Genomic DNA, 26,560 nt, shown 5'->3' with positions numbered 1-26,560 from the left:
GAAGCAGCATCTTGAGTAATGCGGCTCTGCGTTCAGGTGAATAGTACGGCACGACCAGTCTCTTTCCGCCCCCGATGTGCTTTTTTAGGAAAATTCGGAGAGGCGACAACTATCCTGACACCGGGGGGATGGCTTGGACTTGTCTACCCATATCAACGCTCTCATGAGCGACGATGTGTGCTTTTGCTACGACGATGAAGAGGTCGATCACGTAGCCAAGAACATGGCACAGATCGAAAAACGCCGACTACCAGTCGTCAATCGGGATAAACGCTTGGTAGGCATAATCTCGCTAGCCAATATCGCTACGTGTAACACCGACAAACTTAGCGCCAATTTGCTCCGCAGTGTTGCGCAAGCACATTGATACCCAATACTTTCGGCATTTTGCAAGCCGGTGAAGTTTGCCGCCTATCCAGGCAATGATGGGAGTAAATATAGAAAGCAAGACCTTTACTGTATGGACAAACAGATTGCAGGACTGCAGCGTTTCATGTATGAAAAAAGAGCCTTGGCGGGACTTACAGGGAGCATCTGCAGGGACCGCGACCGGGCCGGATGTTGATGCATCCAGTCCGGTCGCTCTTCTTGTCCTGATACTTGGTCGCCACCGCCTTGTGCGCATTGCGATCGCCCAGACGGAAGTGCCAGCAGCTGACATCGCCGCTCGCACAATCAATAGCCGATCATCATGATCTCCTCCATTTAAAACATTGATTCAACATGAATGCAGCGTGCACTCCGTGCTCAACTTGCGAATACCGATTCCTGAGTCTTTTCTGACCCGTGCAATTTGGTCTCACGCATATCCTGAAGCGGACGAGAAGGTTCGGGCGGCCGCCAGGGGGGGAGATGCGGGATCATAAATGGAGAGTCCGAGTGGAGCTCGCTCAGTCTCGCTCCCAGTGTTCGCATCCCGCCGGACCAGCTCGGCGGCGTCGAAGTCATATTCCCAGTGGCCTGCCTCATTCCACTTGTGGAGAAAGAAGGTATAAAACGGCACAAACAGTCCCTGGCTCGGCTCTGCGTATTGCAGCCCGAACACGTACTCGGGCTGGTCCTTCATTTCACGACCACTATGGCAATGCTGGACCCAGGCAAGGTCGTCGAGGACGACAACCTTCCAGAACGGGTCGTGGTCGTAGAACTTCAGCGAAACTTTCTTTCCACTTCTGCGGCACTCGTTCAGGAACGCAATGCTGGCGGCAAGTTCCTCTTGAAAGGTCAGGGTCGTAATTTCCTCTGGTAGTGAGTCGACTCGCCTGCGTGCTGCTTCGCTGAGCGGATTAAGCAGCATGACGCGGATTTCATACGCCGTCGCGAAGACGCCCTTCAACAAGCTATCCGGAGCAGTCAGGGTTTCGTATCCCGTGAGAGAAAGGATGGAGGCGTCACGCGCCGCCGGTAAAGAGCGGACCAGATTCCGTTCCTGAAGGCTCGAAAGCCATCCCTTGCGAGGATGCCTCGTGAAGAGCAGAGAGGCCATCTTCGCGCTTGTCAGACGATGGCGGTTGTCCCATGCGCGCTTGCACAGATAGAACAGAACCATCAAGGTTGAGGCCATCGCGATTTCTGTTGCAAGCAGCAGATTGGCGTTCAACTCCACGCGCGGCCACCATACATAGAGGATGTACCGCGCAGCACCCGGCGTGGCAAACGCTATGGCCATTGCGAGCAAGGTGATGACGCCATGTGATACGACCTGCTGCAGCACGGCTAGAAAGTCGTGTTCTTTGCTGATTGGTTCCATGGGGTACTACTCCCATTTGGTGATGATTGCCAACAGGAAAAATAATTTGGTAGCAGGGACTTGGCTAAACGCTCCAACATGCGGCGCATGATGGCAAGTTCATGGTTCTTGTCGTAGAAGGCGTAGGCTCCCGCTTTTGTAAAGTACTTCCAATGTGTCGGATCCGCGCAATTGCTGACCACTATGACTTTGGTCAACGGATACTCGGCTGCGACCACACGCAATACTTCCATGGCATTTCCGTCGCTGAGGTTGATGTCCAGCAAGACGACATCGGGTGGTTCATGTCGGATGGCGCCGATGGCGGTCGATGCGCAATGAAACGCCCCGGCAAGTGACAGGCCCGCGATCTGCGGCGACAGCGTGCGCCGCAGCGCTCGCACGACGTTCGAATCCTCAACGACAAACAGGCGCAAAGGGCCTGAACTTCTGGCAGGCATCAGTGCAGTCGATGGTTCTGTGTTGGTGACCTGCATGATTTCACCTCACTTTTTTGACATGGCGATACAAGACGCTGATAGAAGACGACTCCATTCAGCGAACGAAATTTTGCGCAGGGGTAAATATGCTTAAGCAGAATGGAGCCCACTATCGACGTTAACAGGACGTTTTTGTGGAGATATCGGCCAAGCGCTTGTAGTGATTCCCACTACAGGCAGGCTGGATCGAAACGATTCAATGATGCCCGGGCGTTTACCGCAGAGTGCGGAGATCGGGTGGGAACACTTTTTTGAAGACGATAAAAAACCCCGTAGATCACTGATCTACGGGGTTGTTTATAGTGGAGGCCGAGGTCGGAATCGAACCGGCGTAGGCGGATTTGCAATCCGCTGCATAACCATTTTGCTACTCGGCCTCAAAACATTTGTTGTCAGTAGCGCGACATCAAATGCGTACAAACTTGGAGCGGGAAACGAGACTCGAACTCGCGACCCCGACCTTGGCAAGGTCGTGCTCTACCAACTGAGCTATTCCCGCGTCTTGGTGTGGCGCATTCTATAGAATCCAGAAGCCCCGTCAACCCTTTGATTCAAAAAAGTTTTATTTCTTTTCAACGTCGGTCTTCAGATGTGGCCAGGCAGCCCGCAAGTACTGGACCATCGACCACAAAGTCAGGCCAGCCGACACCATCAGCAAGGTGTAGCCCAGCAAGACCCAGAAACTGAAATCCTTGGGATTGGCCAGCAGGATCACCAGCGCCAGCATTTGCGCGGCGGTTTTCCATTTGCCCAGGTTCGACACGGCAACGTGGGCACGAGCGCCCAGTTCGGCCATCCATTCGCGCAGTGCCGAGACGACGATCTCGCGACCGATGATCACGGCAGCCGGCAGCGTGAGCCACAGGTTTCCGTGTTCCTGCACCAACAGGACCAATGCAACCGCAACCATCAGCTTGTCGGCAACCGGATCGAGGAAAGCCCCGAACGGTGTGCTTTGTTCCAGACGGCGGGCCAGATACCCGTCCAGCCAGTCGGTCGCCGCAGCGAACGCGAAGACCGAAGCGGAGGCCAGGTAACTCCATTGGTAAGGCAGGTAGAACAGCAAAATGAAGATCGGTATGAGTAGAACGCGTAGAACGGTAATCAGATTAGGGATATTCATCGGCACAACTGGCTACGAGGTGAGGGGGCATTCTACTCGCTGTGCAGATTTGCATAAATCAACTCTGCGAGCTTTTTACTGATCCCGGGGGCTTTGGCAATTTCTTCGATGCTTGCACGAGACAGCTCCTGCAATCCACCAAAATGTTTCAACAAATCACGCCGACGTGTGGGTCCGACGCCGGCGACGCCTTCCAGTGTAGACGTTCGGCGGGTTTTTCCACGCCGCGCGCGGTGCCCGGTTATGGCAAACCGGTGGGCTTCGTCGCGAATCTGCTGGATCAGATGCAGCGCGGGAGAATCACCGCGCAAGGTAAACTCATGCGCAGCGTCGTTCAGGTACAGGGTTTCGAAACCGGCCTTGCGCGTCGCACCTTTCGCCACGCCCAACAGAATGAGATCAGGCACGGCCAATTCATCGAGCACGTCGCGGGCCATGGACAACTGACCTTTACCGCCGTCCACCAACAGGATATCCGGCAGCTTGCCCTCCCCGTCCTTCAGTTTGCTGAAGCGTCGGGTCAACGCCTGGTGCATCGCCGCGTAATCATCGCCGGCCGTAACGCCCTCGATGTTGTACCGGCGGTAATCGGCCTTGATCGGGCCTTCGGGGCCGAAGACCACGCAGGACGCCACCGTCGCCTCGCCGCTGGAGTGACTGATGTCGTAGCACTCAAGCCGCTGTGGAGGCTCATCCAGTTTCAGCACCTCCGCCAGTGCATCGAAGCGTGCCGTAATGTGCTGACGGTTCGCCAGGCGCGCACTCAGTGCCTGCTCGGCATTGGTCACCGCCAATTGCTGCCAGCGCGCCCGCGTGCCCCGCACGCGATGGCTGATGGTCAGTTCACGACCGCGCAACTCATCGATGGCGGCGATCAGTGTGGGAAAGTCATCATGGACCACGTTGACGATCAACTCGCTGGGCAAGTCGCGTTCAGGGCTGCTGATGAAGTACTGGCCGAGAAACGCTGCCATGACTTCACTGACGTCTTCCTCAATACCGACCTGAGGGAAGAAGTTCTTGCTTCCCAGTACCCGCCCGCCCCGCACGCTGATCAAGTGAACACAGGCACCGCCCGGGTTGACGAAGGCGGCAACCACATCGACGTCCCCGGTCCCGCCTTCCATGCTCTGTTGATCCTGGACCCGGCGCAGTAACGCAATCTGGTCCCGCAACTCGGCTGCTCGTTCGAATTCGAGATTGATCGCCGCCTCTTCCATCCCGGCGGACAACTCGTCAGTCAGCGCATTGCTGCGCCCTTCAAGAAACATCACCGAATGGCGCACATCCTCGGCGTACACCTGGGGTTCCACCAGCCCGACGCAGGGTGCCTTGCAGCGTTTGATCTGGTATTGCAGGCAAGGGCGCGTGCGGTTCTTGTAAAAACTGTCTTCGCATTGGCGAACGAAAAACGTCTTTTGCAGCAGGCTCAGGCTTTCGCGGATCGCACCGGCACTCGGGTAAGGACCGAAGTACTTGCCTTTGGCCTTTTTCGCACCACGATGAATGCTCAGGCGCGGAAACTCTCCGTCGGAGAGAAAGACGTAGGGGTAGGACTTATCGTCGCGCAGCAGGATGTTATAGGGCGGGCGCCATTCCTTGATCAGCGTCTGCTCAAGCAGCAAGGCCTCGGTTTCATTGGCGGTGATCGTCGTCTCGACCTGAGCGATACGCGCTACCAGTGCTGCGGTCTTGGGGGCAAGCCCGGTCTTGCGAAAGTAACTCGACAGACGATTCTTGAGGTTCTTCGCCTTGCCGACGTAGAGCAACCGCGCTTCGCTGTCGAACATGCGGTACACGCCGGGGCGCCCGCTAACGGTCGACAGAAAGGCGCTCGGATCAAAGGTGTCGTTCATTTTCAGAGGCTGGCGTCGACCATGCCATGACGAACCGCCAACAGCGTCAACTCGACATCACTGCTGATCGAAAGCTTTTCGAAGATGCGGTAACGGTAGGTGTTCACGGTTTTCGGGGACAGGCACAATTTGTCGGAAATGATCTGTACTTTCTGGCAACCGACGATCATCAGCGCGATCTGGATTTCCCGCTCCGACAAGGCATCGAAAGGCGAATCATTGGTGGGCTGGAAGGACTTGATCGCCAGTTGCTGGGCAATTTGCGGGCTGATATAGCGTTGCCCGGCAAACACCAGGCGGATGGCCTGGACCATTTCCGGCAAACCTGCCCCTTTGGTCAGGTAACCTGCCGCACCGGCCTGCAACAGCCGCGTAGGAAACGGATCCTCTTCACACACGGTCACCGCGACGACCTTGATATCCGGATGACTACGCAATAATTTGCGAGTCGCTTCAAGACCGCCGATACCCGGCATCTTGACGTCCATCAACACCACATCGGGTTTCAGCTCGCGCGCCTTGATCAGGGATTCCTCACCCGACTCGGCCTGGCCGACTACTTGCAGGCCATCGATGTCAGCCAGCATTCGTGTAATGCCTGTACGAACGAGATCATGGTCATCGACTACTAGCACCCTAATCAAGCAGACACCTCGCGATATGGTCTTATTGGTTGCCAGACACCTTAGCAAAAAGCATCTGGCAGACCTAGCGGAAAGCGTCAGATTAAAAGTTTCAATTCATCTTGAAAGGCTTGTCGCAAGCGTGTCGCAGCGATCCAGGCCGGGGATATCCAGCTGCATCCTCAGGAAACACTCGTCCTTGCCCACCACCCTCAATCCCTTGCGCTCGTACAACGCTTGCGCCGGGTTGTTTTCGATAACCGTCAGGCGCAACGCCGGGCGCCGCTCCTGGCGCGCCAGAGCCAGTACCTGATCGATCGCCCAGGATCCAGCACCCTGCCCACGAAACGCTTCGACGAATAGAGAGCGCCGTCGTTGGCCGATAGTATTTTCTGATTGAATCTGCGTACCTGCCTCTAGTAAGCTCGGACCATCCATCGGAGACAGACCATGTTCAACGCCCTCTTACAGCTTCGTACCGCCAGCGCCCTGCGCTCGGTTGCGGCTGCCCGGGTGAACGAGGGTTGTGCTCCGGTCAGCTTTTATTTTGGGTATTGGTTTAGCCACTGGCGCGCCTGATACCCACACGGCGCCCACTTTAAACGGGTCGCCACCAGAGAATTCTCAACCCCCGGTCGGCCTCCCGACCGGGGGTTTTGTTTTTTCAGCCCCAACACATTTAACGACACACCAGACATTCAGAGGATTCAGAACATGAACTACGCCACTTATTACCGCCACGACAGTTTTACCGCCTGGCGATTTACCACCCTCCGCTCGGGACAGCCTGCCGCCTCCGATCGGTCACCCACAGGTGGCAAGCACACACACGCAGCCAATCCGGCCAATTGTCGAACACCCCAGTAGGGCCGAGCGCGCGGGCACGAACCCGCCGCCAGCCCAGGAAGCCTTGAATATGAACTCGTCCGTCTCTGCACTGCCGCTGTCCACCTTGAGCCCTGCCAATGAAGCGCTGACCCTGCGCCTGCCCAGCTCATTGCAACTCAAACAGCAATTGCCCCTCAGCAGCGCCCTGACCCGGCAAGTCACCGCCCACCGCCAGGCGGTTCGCGCGATCCTCAACGGTGAAGATTCCCGCTTGTTGGTCATCGTCGGCCCCTGCTCGATACACGATCCGGAATCAGCCCTCGAATACGCCGGTAACCTTGCCCGCCTCGCCGCCGAAGTCAGCGACGAAATGCTGCTGGTGATGCGCGCCTACGTCGAAAAGCCCCGCACCACGATTGGCTGGAAAGGCCTGGCCTACGACCCGCACCTCGATGGCAGCGATGACATGGCTGCCGGCCTGACGCTGTCCCGCGAGCTGATGCGCGAAATGCTCCGCCTGGGCCTGCCCGTCGCCACCGAACTGTTGCAACCGATGGCGGCCGGTTACTTCGACGACCTGCTGAGTTGGGTGGCGATTGGCGCACGCACGACGGAGTCGCAGATCCATCGGGAAATGGCCAGCGGCCTGGGCATGCCGGTAGGGTTCAAGAACGGGACAGATGGCGGTGTCGGTGTCGCCAGCGACGCCATGCGCTCCGCCGCCCATCCCCATCGCCATTTCGGTGTCGATAGCCAGGGACATCCGGCGATCATTCAAACCCCGGGCAATGCGGACACACACCTGGTATTGCGCGGCGGCCATCACGGGCCGAACTACGACAGCGCCAGCGTCGCCCAGGTGAACAGCGACCTGACCAGGTTGAAGATTCCGGCTCGAATCATGGTCGATTGCAGTCACGCCAACAGCGGCAAAAACCCGTTGCGCCAGCCAGCCGTTTTCAACGATGTACTTGAACAACGCCTGCAAGGTGATCGTTCGCTGATCGGCATGATGATCGAGAGTCATTTGTTCGAAGGCTGCCAGCCGCTGGGTTCGACGCTGCAATACGGCGTGTCGGTAACCGATGGTTGCCTTGGTTGGGCCGAGACAGAACAACTGTTGCTTGAAGCAGCAGACCGGCTGCGAGCGTCAAACAACGCCTGATCATCGGCATCCTCCGTGCGCCCTCCAGCCTTCATGGAAAGACTGGAGGGCAAATGGTAAATCAATGCCCCAACAGGGACTGCACTTGAACCAGTGTCACCCCCGATTGCTGACGGGTGCCGTCAAGGCGCTGGACTGAACAGGAAACACGGATCGCGCAATCTCGATGTTCCCTCCAGAACGGGTAGGGAACGATGAACACCAACGGCTCGCCTGCGGTGTCTCTGATTATTTCGCGGTCGTCATGGTGATTGAGTTTCTCTCCATCGCACTCCAGGTAAATCCGTTCGCCTTTTTCAGCCCCGGGGTTTTCGATGACGACGGTCACGCCATCCTGCGCATCATGCAGGTCCACCCAACCTTCGTCGGCTTCCAGCACAGCGGGTGCTTGCAGTGGTCGCCGTTCCAGGATGCCAATCATCAGTGCCGTTACTTCAGAATAACGAGGCCCCTGCCCTGCCTGCTTGACGCAATAGTCGACGGACACGCAAGAGCCCAGATTGAGCGCAATGCACTCTGGACTGACCCAGAACGACAGTTCGTCCCCCACAGCGAAAGCCTCGACCTTGAGTGCATCACTGAAGCTTGCTTCGACCGTAACGCCCGCCCAGGTCAGCAACACCCAGTCGCCCGCCGCCATGCGCGCATAGGGTTTGATCGTAACGATCGCCCCTTCCTTCACCCGATCCGGATCAAGCGTTCTGCCCACCGCATCGGCCACCGTCGCGGGCAACAGGTCGCATTGCACATCACCGACACTCAACTGCAAACGATGGGAGTGCACCGGCCCGGTAAATCGAGTGCTCGTGAGTGAGTAACCGATGTCCAGTGAACCGCCCTCAAGCGCAGCGATATGTGCGCACCCCACGGCAAAAATCATGTCCTCGCCAACCCGTTCCTCACTGACGAAACGCGCAACCTGATGATTGTGAGCGAAGCCATCGGCATCCAGCCCCGCCCAATTCAATAGCAGTTTGTCGCCGCAGGTCATGCCGGGATATGGCCGGACCCTGATGACGGCTTTTATGTCAGAGGGGTTCAGAACGCCATTTTGCGCCTGCTCAAGCATGGGAGGTGGTAATGGTTGCTGCGCGAGATTCGAGGTGTCGGGTTCATAAACAGTCATTCATTCGCTCCATTCCCTGGAATAAACACCGGTCAGTTGGCCGGCTCCGGACGGTTATTTAACCCCATGGCAAACAGTCGCGATGTCGGCCTCTCACTCTGGTCCGCTCGGAAAGTCGATACATGCAAAGTAGGTCTTTGATCAGTAGCAACCTGATTGGCGCGAAAAGTCCTCAAACTATTCCGACCAAGGCTTCAGCCACCCTTGAGCATTCGCACTTGTTCTATTCCGTTTTCCGCAAGTTTCGGCGGACTTTTCATACATCGTGCCAACCTCGAGTGTTTTAGAGTGAAGCGCCATGCAGTCCCAATGAACTTCTGCGTAAAGGTATGAACATGCAAAGGAATGCAAGCACCTGTTATCCAATCCTGCTGGTCCACGGCCTTTTCGGCTTCGAAAGAATCGGCAAATTCGAGCTCTTTCACGACATCAGGCAGGCGCTGAGGAACGCCGGAGCGAGGGTGTTCGTCCCCCACTTGTCGGCCGTCCATGACAACGAGGTACGCGGAGACCAATTGCTCGCACAGATCGAGCGGGTACTGGAGGGAACCGGTGCACGCAAAGTCAACCTCATAGGCCATAGCCAGGGCGCACTGACCGCACGTTATGCCGCAGCGATTGCGCCACACAGCGTGGCGTCGGTCACCTCCGTCAGCGGGCCGAACCATGGTTCGGAACTGGCCGATTTCCTGCGCAAGGCATTGACACCGGGCGACCTGCCGGAACATGTGGCCGAGACGGTGGTGACCCTGTTCGCCGACTTCCTCGCGACATTAAGCGACCATCAGTATCAACCGCGCAGCGCCATTGCCGCCCTCAATGCGCTGACCACCGAAGGCGTACGCGCATTCAACGACAAATACCCGCAAGGACTGCCCACCACCTGGGGTGGCAAGGGCTGCGAACAGGTCAACGGTGTTCGTTACTACTCGTGGAGCGGCGTGCTGTTGCCGAATGTTCTCGAAGAAGGGCTCTATGCGCTCGATCCGCTCAACGCCTTCTGCCGGGCCCTTTCCGGTTATTTCGTCACGGAAAGCGAGCAGAACGACGGTTTGGTCGGTCGTTTCAGTTCCCACCTGGGCACGGTTATCCGGTCCGACTATGCGCTGGATCATCTGGACACCATTGGCCAGCCGGCCGGTCAGTTGCGCACAGGTGTCGACCCGGTTGAACTGTATGTCCAGCATGCCAGACGCCTGAAGGACGCCGGCCTTTGAGGTCCCGCCTGCCGTGGATCCCGCGCGGAACGGAACTTTGAGGAGAAATAGCTCACTGAATCCGGTAGGCTCAGCACTTTATCGAGTATTGAAAGGAGTATTTTCCCATGGCTAAAGCCACTGCCCGTCACATCCTTGTTGCCTCCGAAGCCAAGTGCAACGAACTCAAGGCCCAAATCGAGGCTGGCGCCGATTTCGCCGAAGTTGCCAAGGCAAACTCCACTTGCCCATCCAGCCGCCAGGGCGGTGACCTGGGTTCGTTCGGTCCGGGCCAGATGGTCAAGGAATTCGACACCGTGGTCTTCAGCGCACCGCTCAACGTGGTCCAGGGCCCGGTCAAGACCCAGTTCGGTTTCCACCTGCTGGAAGTGACCAGCCGTCAGGACTGATTGACGCCTGAGCTATTCACACGACGGCCCGCCTATTGGTGGGCCGTTGTGTTTGTGATGCGCAATACGGCTGGCGAGGGACGCGCCGCTAGCGTACAAATTGTCGTTAACGACCACCCGGCTCTAAGGCTGACAATGCGACTGGCTTTCCCTACCTTGCTGTTCACGGCCGTGGCCCTGCTGATGGGTACCCCGGGTGTGCATGCGGCACCGCAACCGTCAATGACCGTATACGGCGAACCGGCGAAATACCCTGCCGGCTTCAGTCATTTCGCCTACACCAACCCGCAGGCCCCCAAGGGCGGCACGATGCGACGCTCGGCGATCGAAATCGGTCAGTTCGACCATGTCTTGCCTTACATCGACAAAGGCATCGGCGTTACACAGATCGACGGCTTGCTCTATTCACCGCTGGCCCAACGCTCCCTGGACGAGCCTTACACCGTGTACGGCCTGGTGGCGGAGAAGATGGAGCGCTCCGAGGACGGCCTGTCCCTGCGCTTTTACCTCAACCCCAAGGCACGTTTTGCCGATGGTAAACCCATTACCGCCCAAGACGTGCGATACACCTTCGACCTGCTGATGACCCAGGGCAGCCTGCGCTACCGCACCCAGTTCGCCGACGTCAAAAGCGTCGACGTGGAATCGCCACTGACCGTGCGTTTTGATTTCAAGAACAACGAAAACCGCACCCTGCCCCTGGATATCGCGACCCTGCCCGTGTTTCCCGAACACTGGTGGAAGAGCCGCGATTTCGCCGGTGGCGGTGGTTATGAAGCGCCGTTGGGCAGCGGCCCCTATAAGGTCGGCAAGATCGATTCGGGGCGCAGCATCACCTTCGAGCGCAATCCCGACTGGTGGGGCAAGGACCTGCCGGTCAGCCGTGGCCTGTACAACTTCGATCATTTCAGCATCGAGTACTTCGGCGATACCGACGTGGCGCGCCAGGTCCTGCGCGGGGGCGCCTATGACTACAATCGCGAATTTTCCGCCACCGGCTATTCCATCGGCTACGACAGCCCTGCCCTGAGCGACGGGCGCCTGCAAAAGGCCCACCTCGCCACCGAGGCGCCGCAGCCATCCCAGGGGTTTGTCTTCAACCTGCAAAAACCCATGTTCCAGGACCGTCGCGTGCGCCAGGCGCTGGCGATGCTGTGGGACTTCGAATGGAGCAACCGGCAGATGATGCGCGACATGTACATCCGCCAACAGAGCTTCTTTTCCAATACCGACCTCGCCGCCCGACAACTGCCGGATGCCGGTGAGCTGGCGATTCTCGAACCGTTGCGCGGGCAGATTCCCGATGAAGTCTTCACCCAGGTGTTCGAAGCGCCGAAGACCGACGGCAGCGGCGTGATTCGCGACAAGCAACTGCAAGCCCTGGACTTGCTCGAACAGGCCGGCTGGAAACCCGATGGCGACCAACTGGTCAATGCCGCCGGCGAGCCGCTGAGCTTCACCTTCCTGGTCAGCCAGAACGGCATGGACCGCCTGCTGTTGCCCTATAAACGCACGTTGAAACAGATCGGCATCGAGCTGAACATCCGTCGTATCGACTCGTCCCAGTACGTCAATCGCCTGATGAGCCGCGACTACGACATGATCGTCACCGGCTACCCGGTCACCACCTCTCCAGGAGGTGAACTGGTCAATTATTTCGGCTCGGCGGCGGCTACCGACCCAGGCTCCAACAACTACATGGTGTTGAAGAACCCGGCGGTGGACACCCTGATCACCGGGCTGATCCGCGCCAATACTCAGGCTGACATGTTGCACTACGCCCATGCCCTGGACCGGGTACTGCAATGGAATTACTACTGGATTCCCAACTATTACCCACCGGGCACCTCGACGGTGTGGTGGAACCGCTTCGGTATCCCGAACGTACAGGCGAGCAATGACGAAGCCATCGAAAGCTGGTGGGAAATGAGCACCACGCCATTGACCAACCAACAGATGACGGCCGAGCGTATCAGCCGTGGCAAACCCGGAGGGCCGCACTGATGCGGGCTTACATATTGCGGCGTCTGCTGTTGATCATTCCGACCCTGGTGATCATTCTCCTGGTCAACTTTGTCATCGTCCAGGCCGCGCCGGGCGGGCCGGTGGAACAGGCCATCGCGCACCTGCAAGGCATTGGCGGCGCCGCGGTTGGCGGCGGTTCCGGCGACTCCATGAGCGGCAAGTCCCGCTCCAGCCGCGGGCTCGATCCGCAGCTGATCAAGGACATTGAAAAACAGTACGGCTTCGACAAACCGGCACACGAACGCCTCTGGCTGATGCTCACCAGCTACGCGCGCCTGGACTTCGGCAAGAGCTTCTTCCGCGGCGCCACCGTCACCGACCTGATCCTCGAAAAAATGCCCGTGACCCTATCCCTCGGGCTCTGGGCGACGCTGATCACCTACCTCGTGTCGATTCCCCTGGGCATCCGCAAGGCCGTGCACCATGGCAGCCATTTCGACATCTGGAGCAGTACCGCGATCATCATCGGCTATGCCATGCCGGCGTTCCTGTTTGCGATGTTCCTGATCGTGGTCTTTGCCGGCGGCACTTCGCTGAACTGGTTTCCGGTTCGCGGGTTGGTCTCGGACAACTTCGAATCGCTGTCGACCCTTGGCAAGGTGGCCGACTACTTCTGGCATCTGGTGTTGCCTGTGACCTCGCTGGTGATCGGCGGATTCGCCACACTGACCATCCTGACCAAGAACTCGTTCCTCAATGAAATCACCCGCCAGTACGTGGTCACTGCCCGGGCCAAGGGCTTGAGTGAACGACGGGTGCTCTACGGACACGTGTTCCGCAACGCCATGCTACTGGTGGTGTCGGGCATTCCCCAGGCGTTCATCAGTGTGTTTTTTGCCGGCTCCCTGCTGATCGAGGTGATCTTCTCCCTCGACGGCCTGGGCCGCATGAGCTACGAAGCGGCGGTATCCCGGGACTATCCGGTGGTGTTCGGCTCGCTGTTCATCTTCACCCTGTTCGGCCTTCTGATAAAACTGGTCGGCGACCTCTGCTACACCCTGGTCGACCCGCGTATCGACTTCGCCGCGAGGAACGCCTGATGCTCAAGCTTTCACCGCTGGCGCGTCGCCGCTTCGAACGCTTCAAGAAAAACCGTCGGGGCTGGTGGTCGCTGTGGCTGTTTATCGGTCTGTTCGCATTGACCCTGGGCGGCGAGTTGATCGCCAACGACAAGCCGCTGATGGTCAGCTATCAGGGCCAGTGGTACTTCCCGGTCTTCAAGCGCTACACCGAACAGGCCTTCGGCGGGCACCTGCCGTTCCAGGCCGACTACCGCAGCGACTACGTGCAGAAACTGATCAAGAAGGATGGCGGCTGGTTGCTGTTTCCACCGATTCCGTTCAGTGACGACACACCCAACTACGACCTGAACACGCCCGCCCCCAGCCCGCCCTCTGGCGTCAATTGGCTGGGCACCGACGACCAGGCGCGGGACGTTCTGGCCCGGGTGATCTTCGGTGCCCGGGTGTCGATCCTGTTTGCCTTGATGCTGACCTTTGTCAGTGCCCTGATCGGCATCGCGGCCGGGGCTCTGCAAGGCTATTACGGCGGCTGGGTGGACTTGCTCGGCCAGCGTCTGCTGGAGGTGTGGTCCGGGTTGCCGGTGCTGTACCTGCTGATCATCCTGTCGGGCTTCGTCGAGCCGAATTTCTGGTGGCTGCTGGGGATCATGGCGCTGTTTACCTGGCTGGCCCTGGTGGACGTGGTGCGCGCCGAGTTCCTGCGCGGGCGCAACCTGGAATACGTCAAGGCCGCCCGCGCGCTGGGCCTGACCGACCGCAAGGTGATCGTGCGGCACATTCTGCCCAACGCCATGAACGCGACCTTGAGCTACTTGCCGTTCATTCTGACCGGGGCGATTTCCACCCTGACGGCGCTGGACTTCCTCGGTTTCGGCATGCCTGCGGGCAGCGCTTCACTGGGCGAACTGATCGGCCAGGGCAAGCAGAACCTGCAAGCGCCGTGGCTGGGCCTGACGGCGTTTTTCACCCTGGCGCTGATTCTTTCTTTACTGGTGTTCATTGGCGAAGCGCTACGCGACGCTTTTGATCCGCGGTCTTGACCCGCGTTCTTGATTCGGAATGTTGAAATGATCAACCTGATCGAAATCCGTGACCTCAGCGTGGCCTTCAGCGGCCAGACCGTGGTGCGCAATCTGTGCCTGGACATCCGCCCCGGCGAATGCCTGGCGCTGGTGGGTGAGTCGGGCTCGGGCAAGTCGGTGACGGCCCACTCGATCCTGCAATTGCTGCCGCAAACCGAGTCCGAGACGACGGGCAGCATCCGCTATCGCGGTCAGGAACTGGTGGGCGCCGATACCGGCAAGTTGCGACAACTGCGCGGCAATCGCATCGCGATGATCTTCCAGGAGCCGATGACCTCCCTCAACCCGCTGCACAGCATTGAAAAACAGATCGGCGAAACCTTGCTGGTGCACAAAGGCCTGGCGGGCAAAGCGGCGCAAGCGCGGATCCTCGAATTGCTGCACCTGGTGGGCATCCAGAAACCCGAGGAACGTCTCAAGGCCTATCCTCATCAATTGTCCGGCGGGCAGCGCCAGCGGGTGATGATCGCCATGGCCCTGGCGTGCGAACCGGAACTGCTGATTGCCGACGAACCGACCACCGCACTGGATGTGACGGTGCAGCGCAAGATCCTGCTGCTGCTCAAATCCCTGCAACAGCGGCTGGGCATGTCGCTGCTGCTGATCAGCCATGACCTCAATCTGGTGCGCAGCATCGCTCAGCGGGTGTGCGTGATGAAGGCTGGGGAAATCGTCGAGCAGGCGCCTTGCGAAACACTGTTCACCGAACCCAAACACCCTTACAGCTGCGTATTGCTGCACGCCGAACCCGAGGGCGAAGCCTTACCCCGGGACGAGCGCGAAAACGTACTGGAGGTGGACAACCTGCAGGTGCGGTTTCCCGTCGGTGGCGGCCTGTTTCAGCGCAAGACCTGGTTGCGGGCCGTGGATGGCATCAGCCTGAACATTCAGCGCGGCAAGACCCTTGGCATCGTCGGCGAGTCCGGTTCGGGCAAGTCCACCCTGGGTCAGGCGATTCTGCGCTTGCTCGACTCCGAAGGCGGCATCCGCTTTCAAGGCCAGGCGCTGGATGGCCTGACGCAAAAACAGCTACGGCCGTGGCGCAAGAAGATGCAGGTGGTGTTCCAGGACCCCTTCGGCAGCCTCAGCCCGCGAATGTCGGTCGCGCAGATCATCAGCGAAGGCCTGGAAGTGCACAGCCAGTTGAGCACTGAAGAGTGCAATGCCGAAGTGATCCGGGCACTGAGCGAAGTCGGCCTTGACCCGCAAAGTCGTCATCGCTATCCCCACGAGTTCTCCGGTGGCCAGCGTCAACGCATCGCCATCGCCCGGGCGCTGGTGCTCAAGCCGGCGCTGATCCTGCTGGACGAACCAACCTCGGCGCTGGACCGCACGGTGCAGAAACAAGTGGTCGCCCTGCTCCGCCAGCTTCAGGAAAAATACGGTTTGACCTATCTGTTCATCAGCCATGACCTGGCTGTGGTGCGCGCCCTGGCCCACGACATGATCGTGATCAAGGACGGCAAAGTGGTGGAGCGCGGCGCCAGCCATGAGGTGTTTGACTCACCACAGCATCCGTACACCAAGGAGCTGTTGGCGGCGGCGATGTTGGGGCAGGCATAATCTGGTCGTTAGACCGCATCGCAGCCATCGCGAGCAGGCTCGCTCCCACAGGGGATTTGTGAACGACGCAGATCAACTGTAGGAGCGAGCCTGCTCGCGAAAAGGCCGGCACAGGCAATACACAACCAGGATCATGTACCGATGAACACCACCGAAAGCCTCAAGGACTACCAGCGCGTTCGCCTGCTGGCGATCCGTTCGTTGTTCGAAATCATCGAGCAATCGAGTGAAGGCACGGTGATTGTCGACCGCGATGCCAACATCGTCTGGATGAATGAGCGATACGCCCGACGCTTCGGCCTGCCATCGGCCGAAGTCGCGATCGGCAAGCCCTGTGAAAGCGTGATCCCCGGCAGCCTGCTGCGTGAAGTGGTGCGCACCGGCCGGCCGATTCTGCTGGATATGCAGGACACCCCCAAAGAGCCGCTGGTGGTCATGCGCCTGCCGATTCACGACGATGCTGGCGTAGTCATCGGCGCCATCGGATTCGCCCTGTTCGACGAGTTGCGCAGCCTGTCGCCGATGCTCAAGCGCTACATGAGCATGCAGGAAGAACTGGCCTCCACCCGCTCGCTGCTGCGGGCGCGGCAGACCAAATACAACTTCGCCCACTTCATCGGCACCAGCGCCGCCAGCCTGGAAGTCAAGCGCCGCGCCCGGCGCAGTGCGAGCACCGAATCGCCGGTGTTGCTGCTCGGCGAAACCGGCACCGGTAAGGAACTGCTGGCCCAGGCGATCCACAATGCCTCGCCCCGCGCGCACAAGGCGTTTGTGAGCATCAACAGCGCGGCGATTCCCGAATCGTTGCTGGAGGCCGAATTCTTCGGCACCGCCCCGGGCGCGTTTACCGGTGCCGACCGCAAGGGCCGCGCCGGCAAATTGCAGATCGCCCAGGGCGGCACACTGTTCCTCGACGAAATCGGCGACATGCCGCTGCCCCTGCAGAGCAAACTGCTGCGAGTGTTGCAGGAAAAGGAATTCGAACCGGTGGGCTCCAACGAAGTGATCCAGAGCGATGTACGGGTGATCGCCGCGACCTCTACGGACCTGGAAGCGGCCATCAAACGCGGCGAATTCCGCGCCGACTTGTACTACCGGCTCAACGTGCTGCCGATCCAGGTCCCGCCCCTGCGCGACCGCCTCGATGACGTGCCGGCGCTCAGCGAAGCCATTCTCGAAGAACTGCGCAGCCAGCATGAACTGCACCACGAAGCCCTGGAACTGTTGGGCCAACACGCCTGGCCGGGAAACATCCGGGAACTGCGCAACGTGCTGGAGCGGGCCGCGCTGCTCAGCGATGACTTGCGCCTGACGACAGCGGATATCCGCGCGGCGATTGGTACATTCACACCGGTGGAACGCCAGGCACCCTTGACCATCGAACCGCTTGCCCATGAGACATTCAGCGCAGCGCGGGAGCGGTTTGACCGGCAGCTGATCGAAGCGACCCTCGTGCAATGCGGAGGCAAGGTGGTTGATGCGGCGGCGCGGCTGGGGCTTGGGCGGTCGACGTTGTACAAGAAGATGGCGGCGTTGGGGATCGCAGAGTCTCCCTAAAGAGACATGCATCTCCATTGTTAGACAGACCTTCGCGAGCAGGCTCGCTCCCACAGGAGATGGCGCTCTACCGATCAACTCGGTCAACTGTGGGAGCGAGCCTGCTCGCGATGAGGCCAGCACTAGCGCCAGAAATCTCAGATTAGAGACAAAGCATTCAAGCCCAGCCCACAACAATCAACTATATCCTTATATTTCAATAACTTAACAAGATGGCACAAAACTCGCTATACGCCTCTCCTACAAAGTTTCACCCAACAAAAATAACAACCCAGGAGACACACCATGAGTGTGATCATTGCCTTGGCAGCCCTCGCGCTGCTGATGCTGGCTGCCTACCGTGGCTACAGCGTTATCCTCTTTGCCCCGATTGCCGCCCTCGGCGCTGTCCTGCTGACCGACCCGTCTGCCGTCGCCCCCGCTTTCACTGGGGTGTTCATGGAAAAAATGGTCGGTTTCATCAAACTGTATTTCCCGGTGTTCCTGCTCGGCGCGGTGTTCGGCAAGCTGATCGAACTGTCCGGTTTCTCGCGCTCCATCGTCGCGGCGGCGATTCGCCTGCTCGGCACCCGCCAGGCGATGCTGGTGATCGTGCTGGTCTGCGCCCTGCTGACCTACGGCGGCGTCTCGTTATTTGTGGTGGTGTTCGCGGTCTATCCGTTTGCCGCAGAAATGTTCCGCCAGAGCAACATCCCCAAACGGCTGATCCCGGCGACCATTGCCCTGGGCGCCTTCTCGTTCACCATGGACGCCCTGCCCGGCACGCCACAAATCCAGAACATCATCCCCAGCACTTTCTTCAACACCACCGCCTGGGCGGCGCCGTGGCTGGGGGTGATCGGCACGATCTTCGTGTTCTGCGCCGGCATGCTGTTTCTGCAGCGCCAGCGCAACAAGGCCCAGCGTGCCGGTGAAGGTTATGGTTCGGACCTGCGCAACGAACCGGAAACCGCCGCCGACCTCAAGCTGCCCAACCCGTGGCTGGCGCTCTCGCCACTGCTGGCGGTGGGCATCATGAACCTGCTGTTCACCCACTGGATTCCACAGGTGTACGGCAAGACCCACAGCCTCGCGCTGCCGGGCATGGCCGCGCCGGTGACCACGGACATTGCCAAACTCACGGCGATCTGGGCGGTCCAGGCAGCCTTGCTGGTCGGTATCCTCATGGTCCTGGCGTTCGGCTACAAGGCGATCAGCCGCAAGCTGGCCGAAGGCAGTAAAAGCGCGGTCAGCGGTGCGCTGCTGGCGGCGATGAACACCGCCTCGGAATATGGTTTCGGTGCCGTGATTGCGTCCTTGCCGGGCTTTCTGGTACTGGCCGACTGGCTCAAGAGCATTCCCAACCCACTGGTCAACGAAGCGATTACCGTAACCCTGCTGGCCGGCATCACCGGCTCCGCCTCGGGCGGCATGAGCATCGCGCTGGCGGCGATGTCCGAGCAGTTCATCAGCGCCGCCCATGCGGCGAACATTCCCCTGGAAGTGCTGCACCGGGTCGCCGCGATGGCCAGCGGCGGCATGGACACCCTGCCGCACAACGGCGCGGTGATTACCCTGCTGGCGGTCACCGGCCTGACCCACCGCGAAGCTTACAAAGACATTTTCTGTATTACGCTGATCAAGACCCTGGCGGTTTTCGTGGTGATCGGCACTTTCTACGCCACTGGCATTGTGTGAGGTATTCATGACGACTCTTTCGGGCAAGACCGCACTGGTCACCGGTTCCACCAGCGGCATCGGCCTGGGGATCGCCCTCAGCCTGGCCAAGGCTGGAGCCAACCTGATCCTCAATGGTTTCGGCGATGCCTCCAAGGTGATTGCCGAAGTCGAACAGTTTGGTGGCAAGGTCGGCCATCACCCGGCCGATGTCAGTGATCCGGCACAGATTGCCGACATGATCGCCTACGCCGAGCGCGAGTTCGGCGGCGTCGACATCCTGGTCAACAACGCCGGCATTCAACACGTGGCGGCGGTGGATGAGTTCCCGGTGGAGCGCTGGGATTCGATCATCGCCATCAACCTGTCGTCGGTGTTCCACAGCACCCGCTTGAGCCTGCCGGGCATGCGTGCCAAGGGCTGGGGCCGGGTGATCAACATTGCCTCGGTGCATGGCCTGGTGGGCTCGGTGGGCAAGTCAGCCTATGTCGCCGCCAAGCACGGGGTGATCGGCCTGACCAAAGTGGTCGCGCTGGAAACCGCGACCACCCAGGTCACCTGCAACGCTATCTGCCCTGGCTGGGTATTGACGCCGCTGGTGCAAAAGCAGATTGATGATCGTGCCGCCAGTGGAGTTGACCCGCAGCAGGCGCAGCATGATCTGCTGGCTGAAAAGCAGCCATCACTGGAGTTCGTGACACCGCCGCAACTGGGTGAACTGGTATTGTTTTTGTGCAGCGAAGCCGGCAGCCAGGTACGCGGCGCGGCGTGGAATGTTGATGGTGGTTGGTTGGCGCAGTAATCATCTGCCAGACCGCGTTATCGTTCTTCGCGAGCAGGCTCCCACAGGGGATCGCATCTCCTTGTGGGAGCGAGCCTGCTCGCGATCGAGTGCACAGCACTCGCCAACAAAAAGAGGCAAACCATGTCCGACATCCTCTGGCAACCCGACGCCAAACGCATTGGCAAGACCCGCATGGAGGCCTTCCGGCGCTTCATCAATCAGCGACACCACCTCAAGATCGACGACTACCCTGCCCTGCACCAATGGTCCATCGACCAACGCCCGGACTTCTGGCAGGCCATCGTCGACTTCTTCGACATCCGCTTCCACGAGCAACCCGACGCCGTGCTGCTCGAAGGCCCACGGATGCCCAGCGCCCAGTGGTTCCCCGGCGCAACACTGAACTTTGCCGAGCACCTGCTACAGCGTCGCGATGATGCTATCGCCGTGGTAGCCGTTGGCGAAAACGGTCAGCGTGAACATTTGACCTGGGCCGAACTCGCGGAACATGTTGCCGGCTTTCAAAACGGTCTGATAGCGGCCGGCGTCGGTGTGGGTGACCGGGTCGCCGCGTGCATGCCCAACACCTGGCAAACCCTGGTGGCCATGCTCGCCACCACCAGCCTTGGCGCCATCTGGTCCTGCTCCTCACCGGACTTCGGCACCCAAGGGGTGGTTGACCGTTTCGGCCAGATCGAACCGAAAGTGCTGGTGACCTGCGCCGGCTACCACTATGCCGGCAAGAAGATCGACCAGACCGCCAAGGTCAACGAGATCCTTGAGCGCCTGCCTTCGCTGCAACAGCTGATCGTCGTGCCTTACGCACGTCCACACGCACACATCGAAGAATTCCGCACCCAGGCCAACGTGACGCTGTGGGACGAGTTCTACGAACCCGGCGGCGAACCGGATTTCGTCCCCGTACCCTTCGCCCATCCGCTGTACATCCTCTACTCCAGCGGCACCACCGGTGTGCCCAAATGCATCATCCACAGTACCGGCGGCGTGTTGCTGCAACACGTCAAGGAGCACGGCCTGCATGGTGATCTCGGCCCCGGTGAACGGCTGTTCTACTACACCACCTGCGGCTGGATGATGTGGAACTGGCTGGTATCGGCGCTGGCGACAGGCAGCTCCGTGGTGCTGTACGACGGCTCACCGTTCCACCCCGAGCCGCAACGTTTGATCGACCTGATCGACGACGAACGCATCAGCGTCTTCGGCACCAGCCCCAAATACCTCGCGACCCTGGAAAGCAGCGGTATCAAACCCCGTGACAGTCATGACCTGAGCAGCCTCAAGACGTTGCTCTGCACCGGTTCGGCACTGTCGCCCCACAGTTACGACTACGTCTATCGCGACTTCAAGGCTGACGTGTGCCTGGCCTCGATGTCCGGTGGCACCGACATCGTCTCGTGCTTCGTCAACGGCAACCCGATGTCGCCCGTGCGGCGCGGCGAAATCATGGGCAAGAGCCTGGGTATGGCCGTCGAAGTGTGGAACGACGAGGGCCAGCCGGTGATCGGCGAAAAAGGCGAACTGGTTTGTACCCGTCATTTCCCGGCGATGCCCATTGGTCTGTGGAACGACCTCGATGGCGAGAAACTGCGCCAATCCTATTTCAGCCTGTTCCCCGGCGTCTGGGCCCAGGGTGACTACGCCGAACAACTGCCCCATGGCGGGATGATGATCCACGGTCGCTCGGATGCCGTGCTCAACCCCGGCGGCGTGCGCATCGGCACGGCGGAAATCTATCGTCAGGTGGAGAAAGTCCCCCAGGTGCTCGACAGCGTGGCCATCGGTCAGCAGTGGCAGGACGACGTACGGGTGGTGCTGTTCGTACGCTTGCGCGACGGGCTCGAACTGGACGAAGCCCTGCAACAGCAGATCCGCCAGGTGATTCGCGCCAACACCACGCCGCGTCATGTGCCGGCGAAAATTGTTGCAGTCACGGACATTCCCCGGACCATCAGCGGCAAGGTCGTTGAGCTGGCGGTGCGCAATGTGGTGCATGGACAGAAAGTGAAGAACACTGATGCGCTGGCCAATCCCGAGGCGCTGGAGCAATTTCGCGACCGGCCCGAACTGATGGATTGAAATGAGATTACCTGTGGGAGCGAGCCTGCTCGCGATGGCGTAGCGTCAGGCGACATTGACTTTGAGTGGATCGCCCTCTTCGCGAGCAGGCTCGCTCCCACATTTACCGCTCAGACCTCTGAATCAACCTGCGCCTGCCACCTGTGCAAGAATAGACGTCAGCCAAAGCGACTCATGTGCAGGACTCCCGGATGAACGCAACACCCACCGCCAGCGATGCCCAGGCCTTGATCGCCCGAATCGACTGGGCAAGCAGCCCGCTGGGCGCTGCCAGCACTTGGCCACAAAGCCTGCGAACCGCCGTGGACATCGTCATTCACTCACCGATGCCGATGCTGCTGCTATGGGGCCCACAGCTGACGCAGATCTACAACGACGGCTTCGCCCTGCTCGCCGGAAGCAAGCATCCACACGCCTTTGGTCAACCGACGCACCTGATCTGGCCAGAGTTGCAAGACTTTACCGACCCGATCTACAGCGCCGTCCTGCAAGGTCAGGTGCGAACCTACAGCGAGCAACGCTTTACGCTGCAGCGCGGGGGACGGGAATCTGACGTCTGGCTCGACCTGACCTACAGCCCGATCCGCGATGAAGGCGCAGAGGTGGCCGGGATTCTGGTCACCGCCATCGAAACCAATGAACGCCGGCGCATCGCCCTGGAACTCGAACAACGCTCGGCGGCCAGCCTCAAGGCCCAGCGCGAAACCGAGGAACGCCTGCAACTGGCCCTCGCCGCCACCGATGCGGTCGGCACCTGGGACTGGAACATCAGCGAGGACCGCTTCATCGCCGATGCGCATTTTGCCCAGTTGCACGGCATCGACCCGGTCATGGCCAGTCAGTTGCCGATCAGTGAATACCTGCACGGCGTACACCCCGAAGACCGCGCCCTGATCGCCCGCAGCATCAAGCATTGCATCACCCACGGCACCGAATACGCCGAGGAATATCGCCTGTTGCAGACCGACGGCCAGATGCGCTGGGTGTTTGCCCGCGGTCGCTGCTACAAGGACCACCACGGCCGGCCGATGCGCTTCCTCGGCGCCGCTTTGGACCTGACCGAGCGCAAACACACCGAACAGGCCCTGCGCCAGAGCCAGACCGAGCTGCAACTGATCATCAACGCCATGCCGGTCCTGATCAGCTACGTCGACCGCGAAGAACGCTTTCGTCTGAACAATGCGGCGTACCTCGACTGGTACGGGCTGACGCCGCAAGAGCTTTACGGGCGAACCATTCTTGAAGTGATTGGCGAAGAAGCCTATGCGCTGCGCGCCCCGTACATCATTGAGGCACTGTCCGGCCGGCCCTGCTGTTTCAGCATCAGCACACCACACCGCGACGGCAGCATCCGCCAGGCCTTGATGAATTACCTGCCACGCCACGGCGCGGATGGCGCGGTGAACGGTTTCTACATCTTCGTGATCGACGAAACCGAGCGCAAAAAGACCGAAGAAGCCCTGCGCATTCTCAACGAAACCCTTGAAGAGCGGGTTGCCGCCCGCACCCGCCAACTGGCTGAGGCCAACGAGCGTCTGCAAAACGAGATGTTTGAGCGCGAACGTGCCGAAGACGCCCTGCGTCATGCACAGAAAATGGATGCGGTCGGCCAGCTTACCGGCGGCATCGCCCATGACTTCAACAACATGCTCACCGGCATCATCGGCAGCCTCGACCTGATGCAACGCTACATTGCCGACGGCCGCACCGACGAGATAGGCAGGTTCACCGAGGCGGCCGTGTCTTCGGCCAACCGTGCCGCCGCCCTCACCCATCGCTTGCTGGCGTTCTCCCGGCGCCAGTCGCTCAACCGCAAGCCGCTGAACCCCAACGAGTTGATTCATTCGCTCGAAGACTTGTTCAGGCGTACCAAGGGCGACCACATCGAACTCAAACTGCAACTGGCCGAGGACATCTGGCGGGTCAGCACCGATGTCAGCCAGTTGGAAAACGCCTTGCTCAACCTGGTGATCAATGCCCGGGACGCCATGCCCGATGGAGGCGAGCTGCAGATCGAAACCGCCAATGTGTACCTCGACGGTAGCGACATCACCACCCTGGAACCGGTCAAGGCCGGTGACTATGTGATGATTGCCGTCAGCGACAACGGCACCGGCATGACGCCCACGGTGCTGTCCAAGGCATTCGACCCGTTCTTCACCACCAAACCCATCGGCCAGGGCACCGGTTTGGGCTTGTCGATGATTTACGGTTTTGCCCAGCAAACGGGGGGCCACGTCAGCCTGTTCAGCCTGCCCGGACGGGGCACCAGCGTGCGCGTGTACCTGCCGCGCCTGCATTCGAGCGAGCCGGAAAAAGTCCTGTCGCCCGTCGCCGGCGAGGCACCGGCGGCGATTGCCGGCGAAACCGTGATGCTGGTCGAGGACGATGCGGCCGTGCGCATGCTGGTGCTGGACCTGCTCAAGGAACTCGGTTACCGCGCCCATGAAGCCGAAGATGCCAAGGGCGCCCTGCCGCTGCTGGAGTCGGACCTGCGGGTGGACCTGCTGGTGACCGACGTCGGGCTGCCGGGCATGAACGGCCGCCAACTGGCGGAAATCGCCCGCCAGCACCGTCCCGAACTGAAGGTGTTGTTCATGACCGGTTACGCCGAGATCGCGGCCGAACGCCAGGGTTTTCTCGAAGAGGGCATGGACATGGTGGCCAAGCCGTTTTCCATAGACCTGCTGGCCAACAAGATTCGCACGATGATCAGTCAACCGGACTGAGTTGAGGCATAATCGCGCGCCCCCGCTGGCACCCACATAGCCGCCCACATAGCCACCACCGTTGCAAGGTACCGCCGATGAAAGCTCAAGCCCGCCATATTCTGGTGAAAACCTCGGAAGAAGCCGAGCAGCTCAAACAACGCATCGCCAAGGGTGAAGCGTTCGATGTGCTGGCCAAGAAATATTCGACCTGCCCATCAGGCAAGCGCGGCGGCGATCTTGGTGAAGTGCGGCCGGGGCAGATGGTTGGCGTGATCGATGCGGTGATCTTCAAGAAACCGCTGCGGGTGGTGCATGGGCCGATCAAGAGCAAGTTCGGGTATCACCTGGTACAGGTGTTTTACCGGGATTGATCGGTTGGCTTTAGTGCGCCATCGCGAGCAAGCTCGCTCCCACAGGGGATCTGCGCCGTGCACAAATCAAATGTGGGAGCGAGCTTGCTCGCGATCCGATGGCGCAGCCAACGGCCATTCACCGCTCACCTTGGAATCAACGCCCCCGGCACCTGAATCACCCGGCTCGCCAACCGATGCCCGGCCTCGGCGGCGTCTTCAGGGCTACCGCCCTTGAGCCGCGAAGCCAGGTACGCCGCGCTGAACGAATCCCCCGCCGCCGTGGTGTCGATCACCCGCTCGACCTTCTGCGCCGGCACCTCGAATGACTCGCCATCACAACGAATCAGGCACGCTTGGGCGCCGCGCTTGAGCACCACTTCCGGCGTGCCGATCTGCTCGTACGCGGCAAACACCGCCTCACAATCGGCATAACCAAACAACGCCTGTTCGTCATCCACCGTCAGCAATGCCAGGTCGACATGTGGCAGCACATTGCGATATGCCGCCCGGGCATCCTCGAGCGATGCCCACAGCCGCGGCCGGTAGTTGTTGTCGAACACGATCCGCGCATCGCGCTGACGGGCTTCGATCAGGGTTTCCAGCAGTTTTTCCCGACCTTGCACGCCGAGTACCGCCAGGGTGATGCCGCTGAAATACAACACATCGTAATCCGGCAGCGCGGCGAGAATCGGCGCGGCGGCCGGGGTGGTGAAGCAATCGCGTACCGCCGCCTCGTTGCGCCAGTACAGAAAGCGGCGCTCACCGGCGGCGTCAGTCTGGATGCAATACAAACCCGGCAGCCGTCCGGGCAGACGCTGGACCATGCCGAGCCCGATATTTTCGGCCGCCCAGTTCTGGCACATCGCGTCGCTGAAACTGTCATCGCCCAGTGCAGTGACGTAGTCCACGGAACCATCCTCTCCCAGCTCCCGGGACAGGTACACGGCCGTATTCAAGGTGTCGCCGCCGAAGCTCTGTTGCAGGCTGCCGTCGGCGCGATGCTGCAACTCGATCATGCATTCGCCGATCAGGGCGATGCGTGGAATGTTGGGGCCCAGGGTGTTGATGGTGTTCATTGTTGTGGGGGTCTCTGGTGTTTCTTTGTTGTCTGGGCCGCCGCTATCGCGAGCAGGCTCGCTCCCACATTGGGATGC

Annotated in this window: 20 protein-coding genes, 2 tRNA genes and 2 pseudogenes; 14 read left to right on the top strand and 10 right to left on the bottom strand. The window is 60.0% G+C overall.

Annotated features, from left to right (window positions below; genetic code table 11):
- Window positions 1–127: 127 nt before the first annotated feature.
- Window positions 128–367: pseudogene (locus tag BSF44_RS01290) on the top strand (CBS domain-containing protein); the annotation flags it as partial.
- 432 nt (window positions 368–799) lie between these two features.
- Here BSF44_RS01290 and BSF44_RS01285 read toward each other — a convergent pair.
- The 8 genes and pseudogenes from BSF44_RS01285 to BSF44_RS01250 form a co-directional block, all read right to left on the bottom strand.
- The gene (locus tag BSF44_RS01285; RefSeq protein ID WP_141249977.1) at window positions 800–1,750 is read right to left on the bottom strand and encodes a hypothetical protein; all 951 of its coding nucleotides are present in this window, start codon (window positions 1,748–1,750) and stop codon (window positions 800–802) included.
- The gene (locus tag BSF44_RS01280; protein WP_095941916.1) at window positions 1,717–2,226 is read right to left on the bottom strand and encodes a response regulator; all 510 of its coding nucleotides are present in this window, start codon (window positions 2,224–2,226) and stop codon (window positions 1,717–1,719) included. Before BSF44_RS01280 ends, BSF44_RS01285 begins: the two co-directional genes overlap by 34 nt.
- Before the next feature lie 306 nt (window positions 2,227–2,532).
- Window positions 2,533–2,606: transfer RNA gene (locus BSF44_RS01275), tRNA-Cys, on the bottom strand.
- A gap of 46 nt (window positions 2,607–2,652) precedes the next feature.
- Window positions 2,653–2,728, bottom strand: a tRNA-Gly gene (locus BSF44_RS01270).
- Between the two features lie 63 nt (window positions 2,729–2,791).
- Window positions 2,792–3,352: a CDP-diacylglycerol--glycerol-3-phosphate 3-phosphatidyltransferase gene (gene pgsA / locus BSF44_RS01265; protein WP_007992985.1), complete on the bottom strand. Its 561-nt coding sequence runs from the start codon at window positions 3,350–3,352 to the stop codon at window positions 2,792–2,794.
- Between the two features lie 32 nt (window positions 3,353–3,384).
- Window positions 3,385–5,208: an excinuclease ABC subunit UvrC gene (gene uvrC / locus BSF44_RS01260; RefSeq protein WP_095941915.1), complete on the bottom strand. Its 1,824-nt coding sequence runs from the start codon at window positions 5,206–5,208 to the stop codon at window positions 3,385–3,387.
- Between the two features lie 2 nt (window positions 5,209–5,210).
- Complete coding sequence (gene uvrY, locus BSF44_RS01255; protein WP_032829778.1) at window positions 5,211–5,852, bottom strand: UvrY/SirA/GacA family response regulator transcription factor; 642 nt, start codon at window positions 5,850–5,852, stop codon at window positions 5,211–5,213.
- Window positions 5,853–5,948: 96 nt separating this feature from the next.
- Window positions 5,949–6,188 (bottom strand): annotated as a pseudogene (locus BSF44_RS01250) (GNAT family N-acetyltransferase); the annotation flags it as partial.
- Window positions 6,189–6,747: 559 nt separating this feature from the next.
- Here BSF44_RS01250 and BSF44_RS01245 point away from each other — a divergent pair.
- Complete coding sequence (locus tag BSF44_RS01245) at window positions 6,748–7,824, top strand: 3-deoxy-7-phosphoheptulonate synthase (protein WP_095941914.1); 1,077 nt, start codon at window positions 6,748–6,750, stop codon at window positions 7,822–7,824.
- Window positions 7,825–7,885: 61 nt separating this feature from the next.
- On the opposite strand, the gene BSF44_RS01240 is transcribed toward BSF44_RS01245, so the two are convergent.
- Window positions 7,886–8,950, bottom strand: a complete 1,065-nt coding sequence (locus tag BSF44_RS01240; RefSeq protein ID WP_095941913.1) for a hypothetical protein — start codon at window positions 8,948–8,950, stop codon at window positions 7,886–7,888.
- Between the two features lie 335 nt (window positions 8,951–9,285).
- Here BSF44_RS01240 and BSF44_RS01235 point away from each other — a divergent pair, with 335 nt between their 5' ends.
- The 12 genes from BSF44_RS01235 (at window position 9,286) to BSF44_RS01180 (ending at window position 25,424) form a co-directional block, all read left to right on the top strand.
- The gene (locus tag BSF44_RS01235) at window positions 9,286–10,167 is read left to right on the top strand and encodes a triacylglycerol lipase (protein ID WP_095941924.1); all 882 of its coding nucleotides are present in this window, start codon (window positions 9,286–9,288) and stop codon (window positions 10,165–10,167) included.
- Window positions 10,168–10,274: 107 nt separating this feature from the next.
- Window positions 10,275–10,556: a peptidylprolyl isomerase gene (locus BSF44_RS01230; protein WP_008051985.1), complete on the top strand. Its 282-nt coding sequence runs from the start codon at window positions 10,275–10,277 to the stop codon at window positions 10,554–10,556.
- A gap of 135 nt (window positions 10,557–10,691) precedes the next feature.
- The gene (locus BSF44_RS01225; protein WP_095941912.1) at window positions 10,692–12,560 is read left to right on the top strand and encodes an extracellular solute-binding protein; all 1,869 of its coding nucleotides are present in this window, start codon (window positions 10,692–10,694) and stop codon (window positions 12,558–12,560) included.
- Window positions 12,560–13,621, top strand: coding sequence for a microcin C ABC transporter permease YejB (locus tag BSF44_RS01220; protein WP_095941911.1), 1,062 nt, complete (start codon window positions 12,560–12,562; stop codon window positions 13,619–13,621). Before BSF44_RS01225 ends, BSF44_RS01220 begins: the two co-directional genes overlap by 1 nt.
- Window positions 13,621–14,643: an ABC transporter permease gene (locus tag BSF44_RS01215; protein ID WP_172435287.1), complete on the top strand. Its 1,023-nt coding sequence runs from the start codon at window positions 13,621–13,623 to the stop codon at window positions 14,641–14,643. The genes BSF44_RS01220 and BSF44_RS01215 overlap by 1 nt, the downstream gene beginning before the upstream one ends.
- A gap of 27 nt (window positions 14,644–14,670) precedes the next feature.
- Window positions 14,671–16,248, top strand: a complete 1,578-nt coding sequence (locus BSF44_RS01210) for an ABC transporter ATP-binding protein (RefSeq protein ID WP_095941909.1) — start codon at window positions 14,671–14,673, stop codon at window positions 16,246–16,248.
- 141 nt (window positions 16,249–16,389) lie between these two features.
- Window positions 16,390–17,805: a sigma-54-dependent Fis family transcriptional regulator gene (locus BSF44_RS01205; RefSeq protein WP_095941908.1), complete on the top strand. Its 1,416-nt coding sequence runs from the start codon at window positions 16,390–16,392 to the stop codon at window positions 17,803–17,805.
- A 285-nt stretch (window positions 17,806–18,090) separates the two neighbouring features.
- Window positions 18,091–19,482: a GntP family permease gene (locus BSF44_RS01200; RefSeq protein ID WP_095941907.1), complete on the top strand. Its 1,392-nt coding sequence runs from the start codon at window positions 18,091–18,093 to the stop codon at window positions 19,480–19,482.
- 7 nt (window positions 19,483–19,489) lie between these two features.
- Window positions 19,490–20,263 carry a 3-hydroxybutyrate dehydrogenase gene (locus BSF44_RS01195; RefSeq protein WP_095941906.1) on the top strand — a complete coding sequence of 258 codons (774 nt, stop codon included), beginning with the start codon at window positions 19,490–19,492 and terminating at the stop codon, window positions 20,261–20,263.
- A gap of 123 nt (window positions 20,264–20,386) precedes the next feature.
- Window positions 20,387–22,342, top strand: a complete 1,956-nt coding sequence (locus BSF44_RS01190; protein ID WP_095941905.1) for an acetoacetate--CoA ligase — start codon at window positions 20,387–20,389, stop codon at window positions 22,340–22,342.
- A gap of 191 nt (window positions 22,343–22,533) precedes the next feature.
- A complete protein-coding gene (locus BSF44_RS01185; RefSeq protein ID WP_095941904.1) occupies window positions 22,534–25,071 on the top strand; it encodes a PAS domain-containing sensor histidine kinase in 2,538 nt (845 codons plus the stop codon).
- 77 nt (window positions 25,072–25,148) lie between these two features.
- Window positions 25,149–25,424 carry a peptidylprolyl isomerase gene (locus tag BSF44_RS01180; protein ID WP_007898282.1) on the top strand — a complete coding sequence of 92 codons (276 nt, stop codon included), beginning with the start codon at window positions 25,149–25,151 and terminating at the stop codon, window positions 25,422–25,424.
- A gap of 125 nt (window positions 25,425–25,549) precedes the next feature.
- Here BSF44_RS01180 and BSF44_RS01175 read toward each other — a convergent pair whose 3' ends face one another.
- A complete protein-coding gene (locus BSF44_RS01175; RefSeq protein WP_095941903.1) occupies window positions 25,550–26,482 on the bottom strand; it encodes a sugar kinase in 933 nt (310 codons plus the stop codon).
- Window positions 26,483–26,560: the final 78 nt, after the last annotated feature.

The sequence above is a fragment of the Pseudomonas sp. ACN8 genome (assembly GCF_002303925.1).
GTDB lineage: Bacteria > Pseudomonadota > Gammaproteobacteria > Pseudomonadales > Pseudomonadaceae > Aquipseudomonas.
The sequence above is the reverse complement of the archived record's forward strand: the minus strand, read 5'-3'. Positions and strand labels throughout refer to the sequence as shown.

What these genes read in the sequence shown, in the direction of transcription:
- BSF44_RS01285 (WP_141249977.1), bottom strand. Translation starts at nt 1,750, where the DNA reads ATGGAACCAATCAGCAAAGAACACGACTTTCTAGCCGTGCTGCAGCAG.
- BSF44_RS01280 (WP_095941916.1), bottom strand. Translation starts at nt 2,226, where the DNA reads ATGCAGGTCACCAACACAGAACCATCGACTGCACTGATGCCTGCCAGA.
- pgsA (WP_007992985.1), bottom strand. Translation starts at nt 3,352, where the DNA reads ATGAATATCCCTAATCTGATTACCGTTCTACGCGTTCTACTCATACCG.
- uvrC (WP_095941915.1), bottom strand. Translation starts at nt 5,208, where the DNA reads ATGAACGACACCTTTGATCCGAGCGCCTTTCTGTCGACCGTTAGCGGG.
- BSF44_RS01245 (WP_095941914.1), top strand. Translation starts at nt 6,748, where the DNA reads ATGAACTCGTCCGTCTCTGCACTGCCGCTGTCCACCTTGAGCCCTGCC.
- BSF44_RS01240 (WP_095941913.1), bottom strand. Translation starts at nt 8,950, where the DNA reads ATGACTGTTTATGAACCCGACACCTCGAATCTCGCGCAGCAACCATTA.
- BSF44_RS01235 (WP_095941924.1), top strand. Translation starts at nt 9,286, where the DNA reads ATGCAAAGGAATGCAAGCACCTGTTATCCAATCCTGCTGGTCCACGGC.
- BSF44_RS01230 (WP_008051985.1), top strand. Translation starts at nt 10,275, where the DNA reads ATGGCTAAAGCCACTGCCCGTCACATCCTTGTTGCCTCCGAAGCCAAG.
- BSF44_RS01225 (WP_095941912.1), top strand. Translation starts at nt 10,692, where the DNA reads ATGCGACTGGCTTTCCCTACCTTGCTGTTCACGGCCGTGGCCCTGCTG.
- BSF44_RS01220 (WP_095941911.1), top strand. Translation starts at nt 12,560, where the DNA reads ATGCGGGCTTACATATTGCGGCGTCTGCTGTTGATCATTCCGACCCTG.
- BSF44_RS01215 (WP_172435287.1), top strand. Translation starts at nt 13,621, where the DNA reads ATGCTCAAGCTTTCACCGCTGGCGCGTCGCCGCTTCGAACGCTTCAAG.
- BSF44_RS01210 (WP_095941909.1), top strand. Translation starts at nt 14,671, where the DNA reads ATGATCAACCTGATCGAAATCCGTGACCTCAGCGTGGCCTTCAGCGGC.
- BSF44_RS01205 (WP_095941908.1), top strand. Translation starts at nt 16,390, where the DNA reads ATGAACACCACCGAAAGCCTCAAGGACTACCAGCGCGTTCGCCTGCTG.
- BSF44_RS01200 (WP_095941907.1), top strand. Translation starts at nt 18,091, where the DNA reads ATGAGTGTGATCATTGCCTTGGCAGCCCTCGCGCTGCTGATGCTGGCT.
- BSF44_RS01195 (WP_095941906.1), top strand. Translation starts at nt 19,490, where the DNA reads ATGACGACTCTTTCGGGCAAGACCGCACTGGTCACCGGTTCCACCAGC.
- BSF44_RS01190 (WP_095941905.1), top strand. Translation starts at nt 20,387, where the DNA reads ATGTCCGACATCCTCTGGCAACCCGACGCCAAACGCATTGGCAAGACC.
- BSF44_RS01185 (WP_095941904.1), top strand. Translation starts at nt 22,534, where the DNA reads ATGAACGCAACACCCACCGCCAGCGATGCCCAGGCCTTGATCGCCCGA.
- BSF44_RS01180 (WP_007898282.1), top strand. Translation starts at nt 25,149, where the DNA reads ATGAAAGCTCAAGCCCGCCATATTCTGGTGAAAACCTCGGAAGAAGCC.
- BSF44_RS01175 (WP_095941903.1), bottom strand. Translation starts at nt 26,482, where the DNA reads ATGAACACCATCAACACCCTGGGCCCCAACATTCCACGCATCGCCCTG.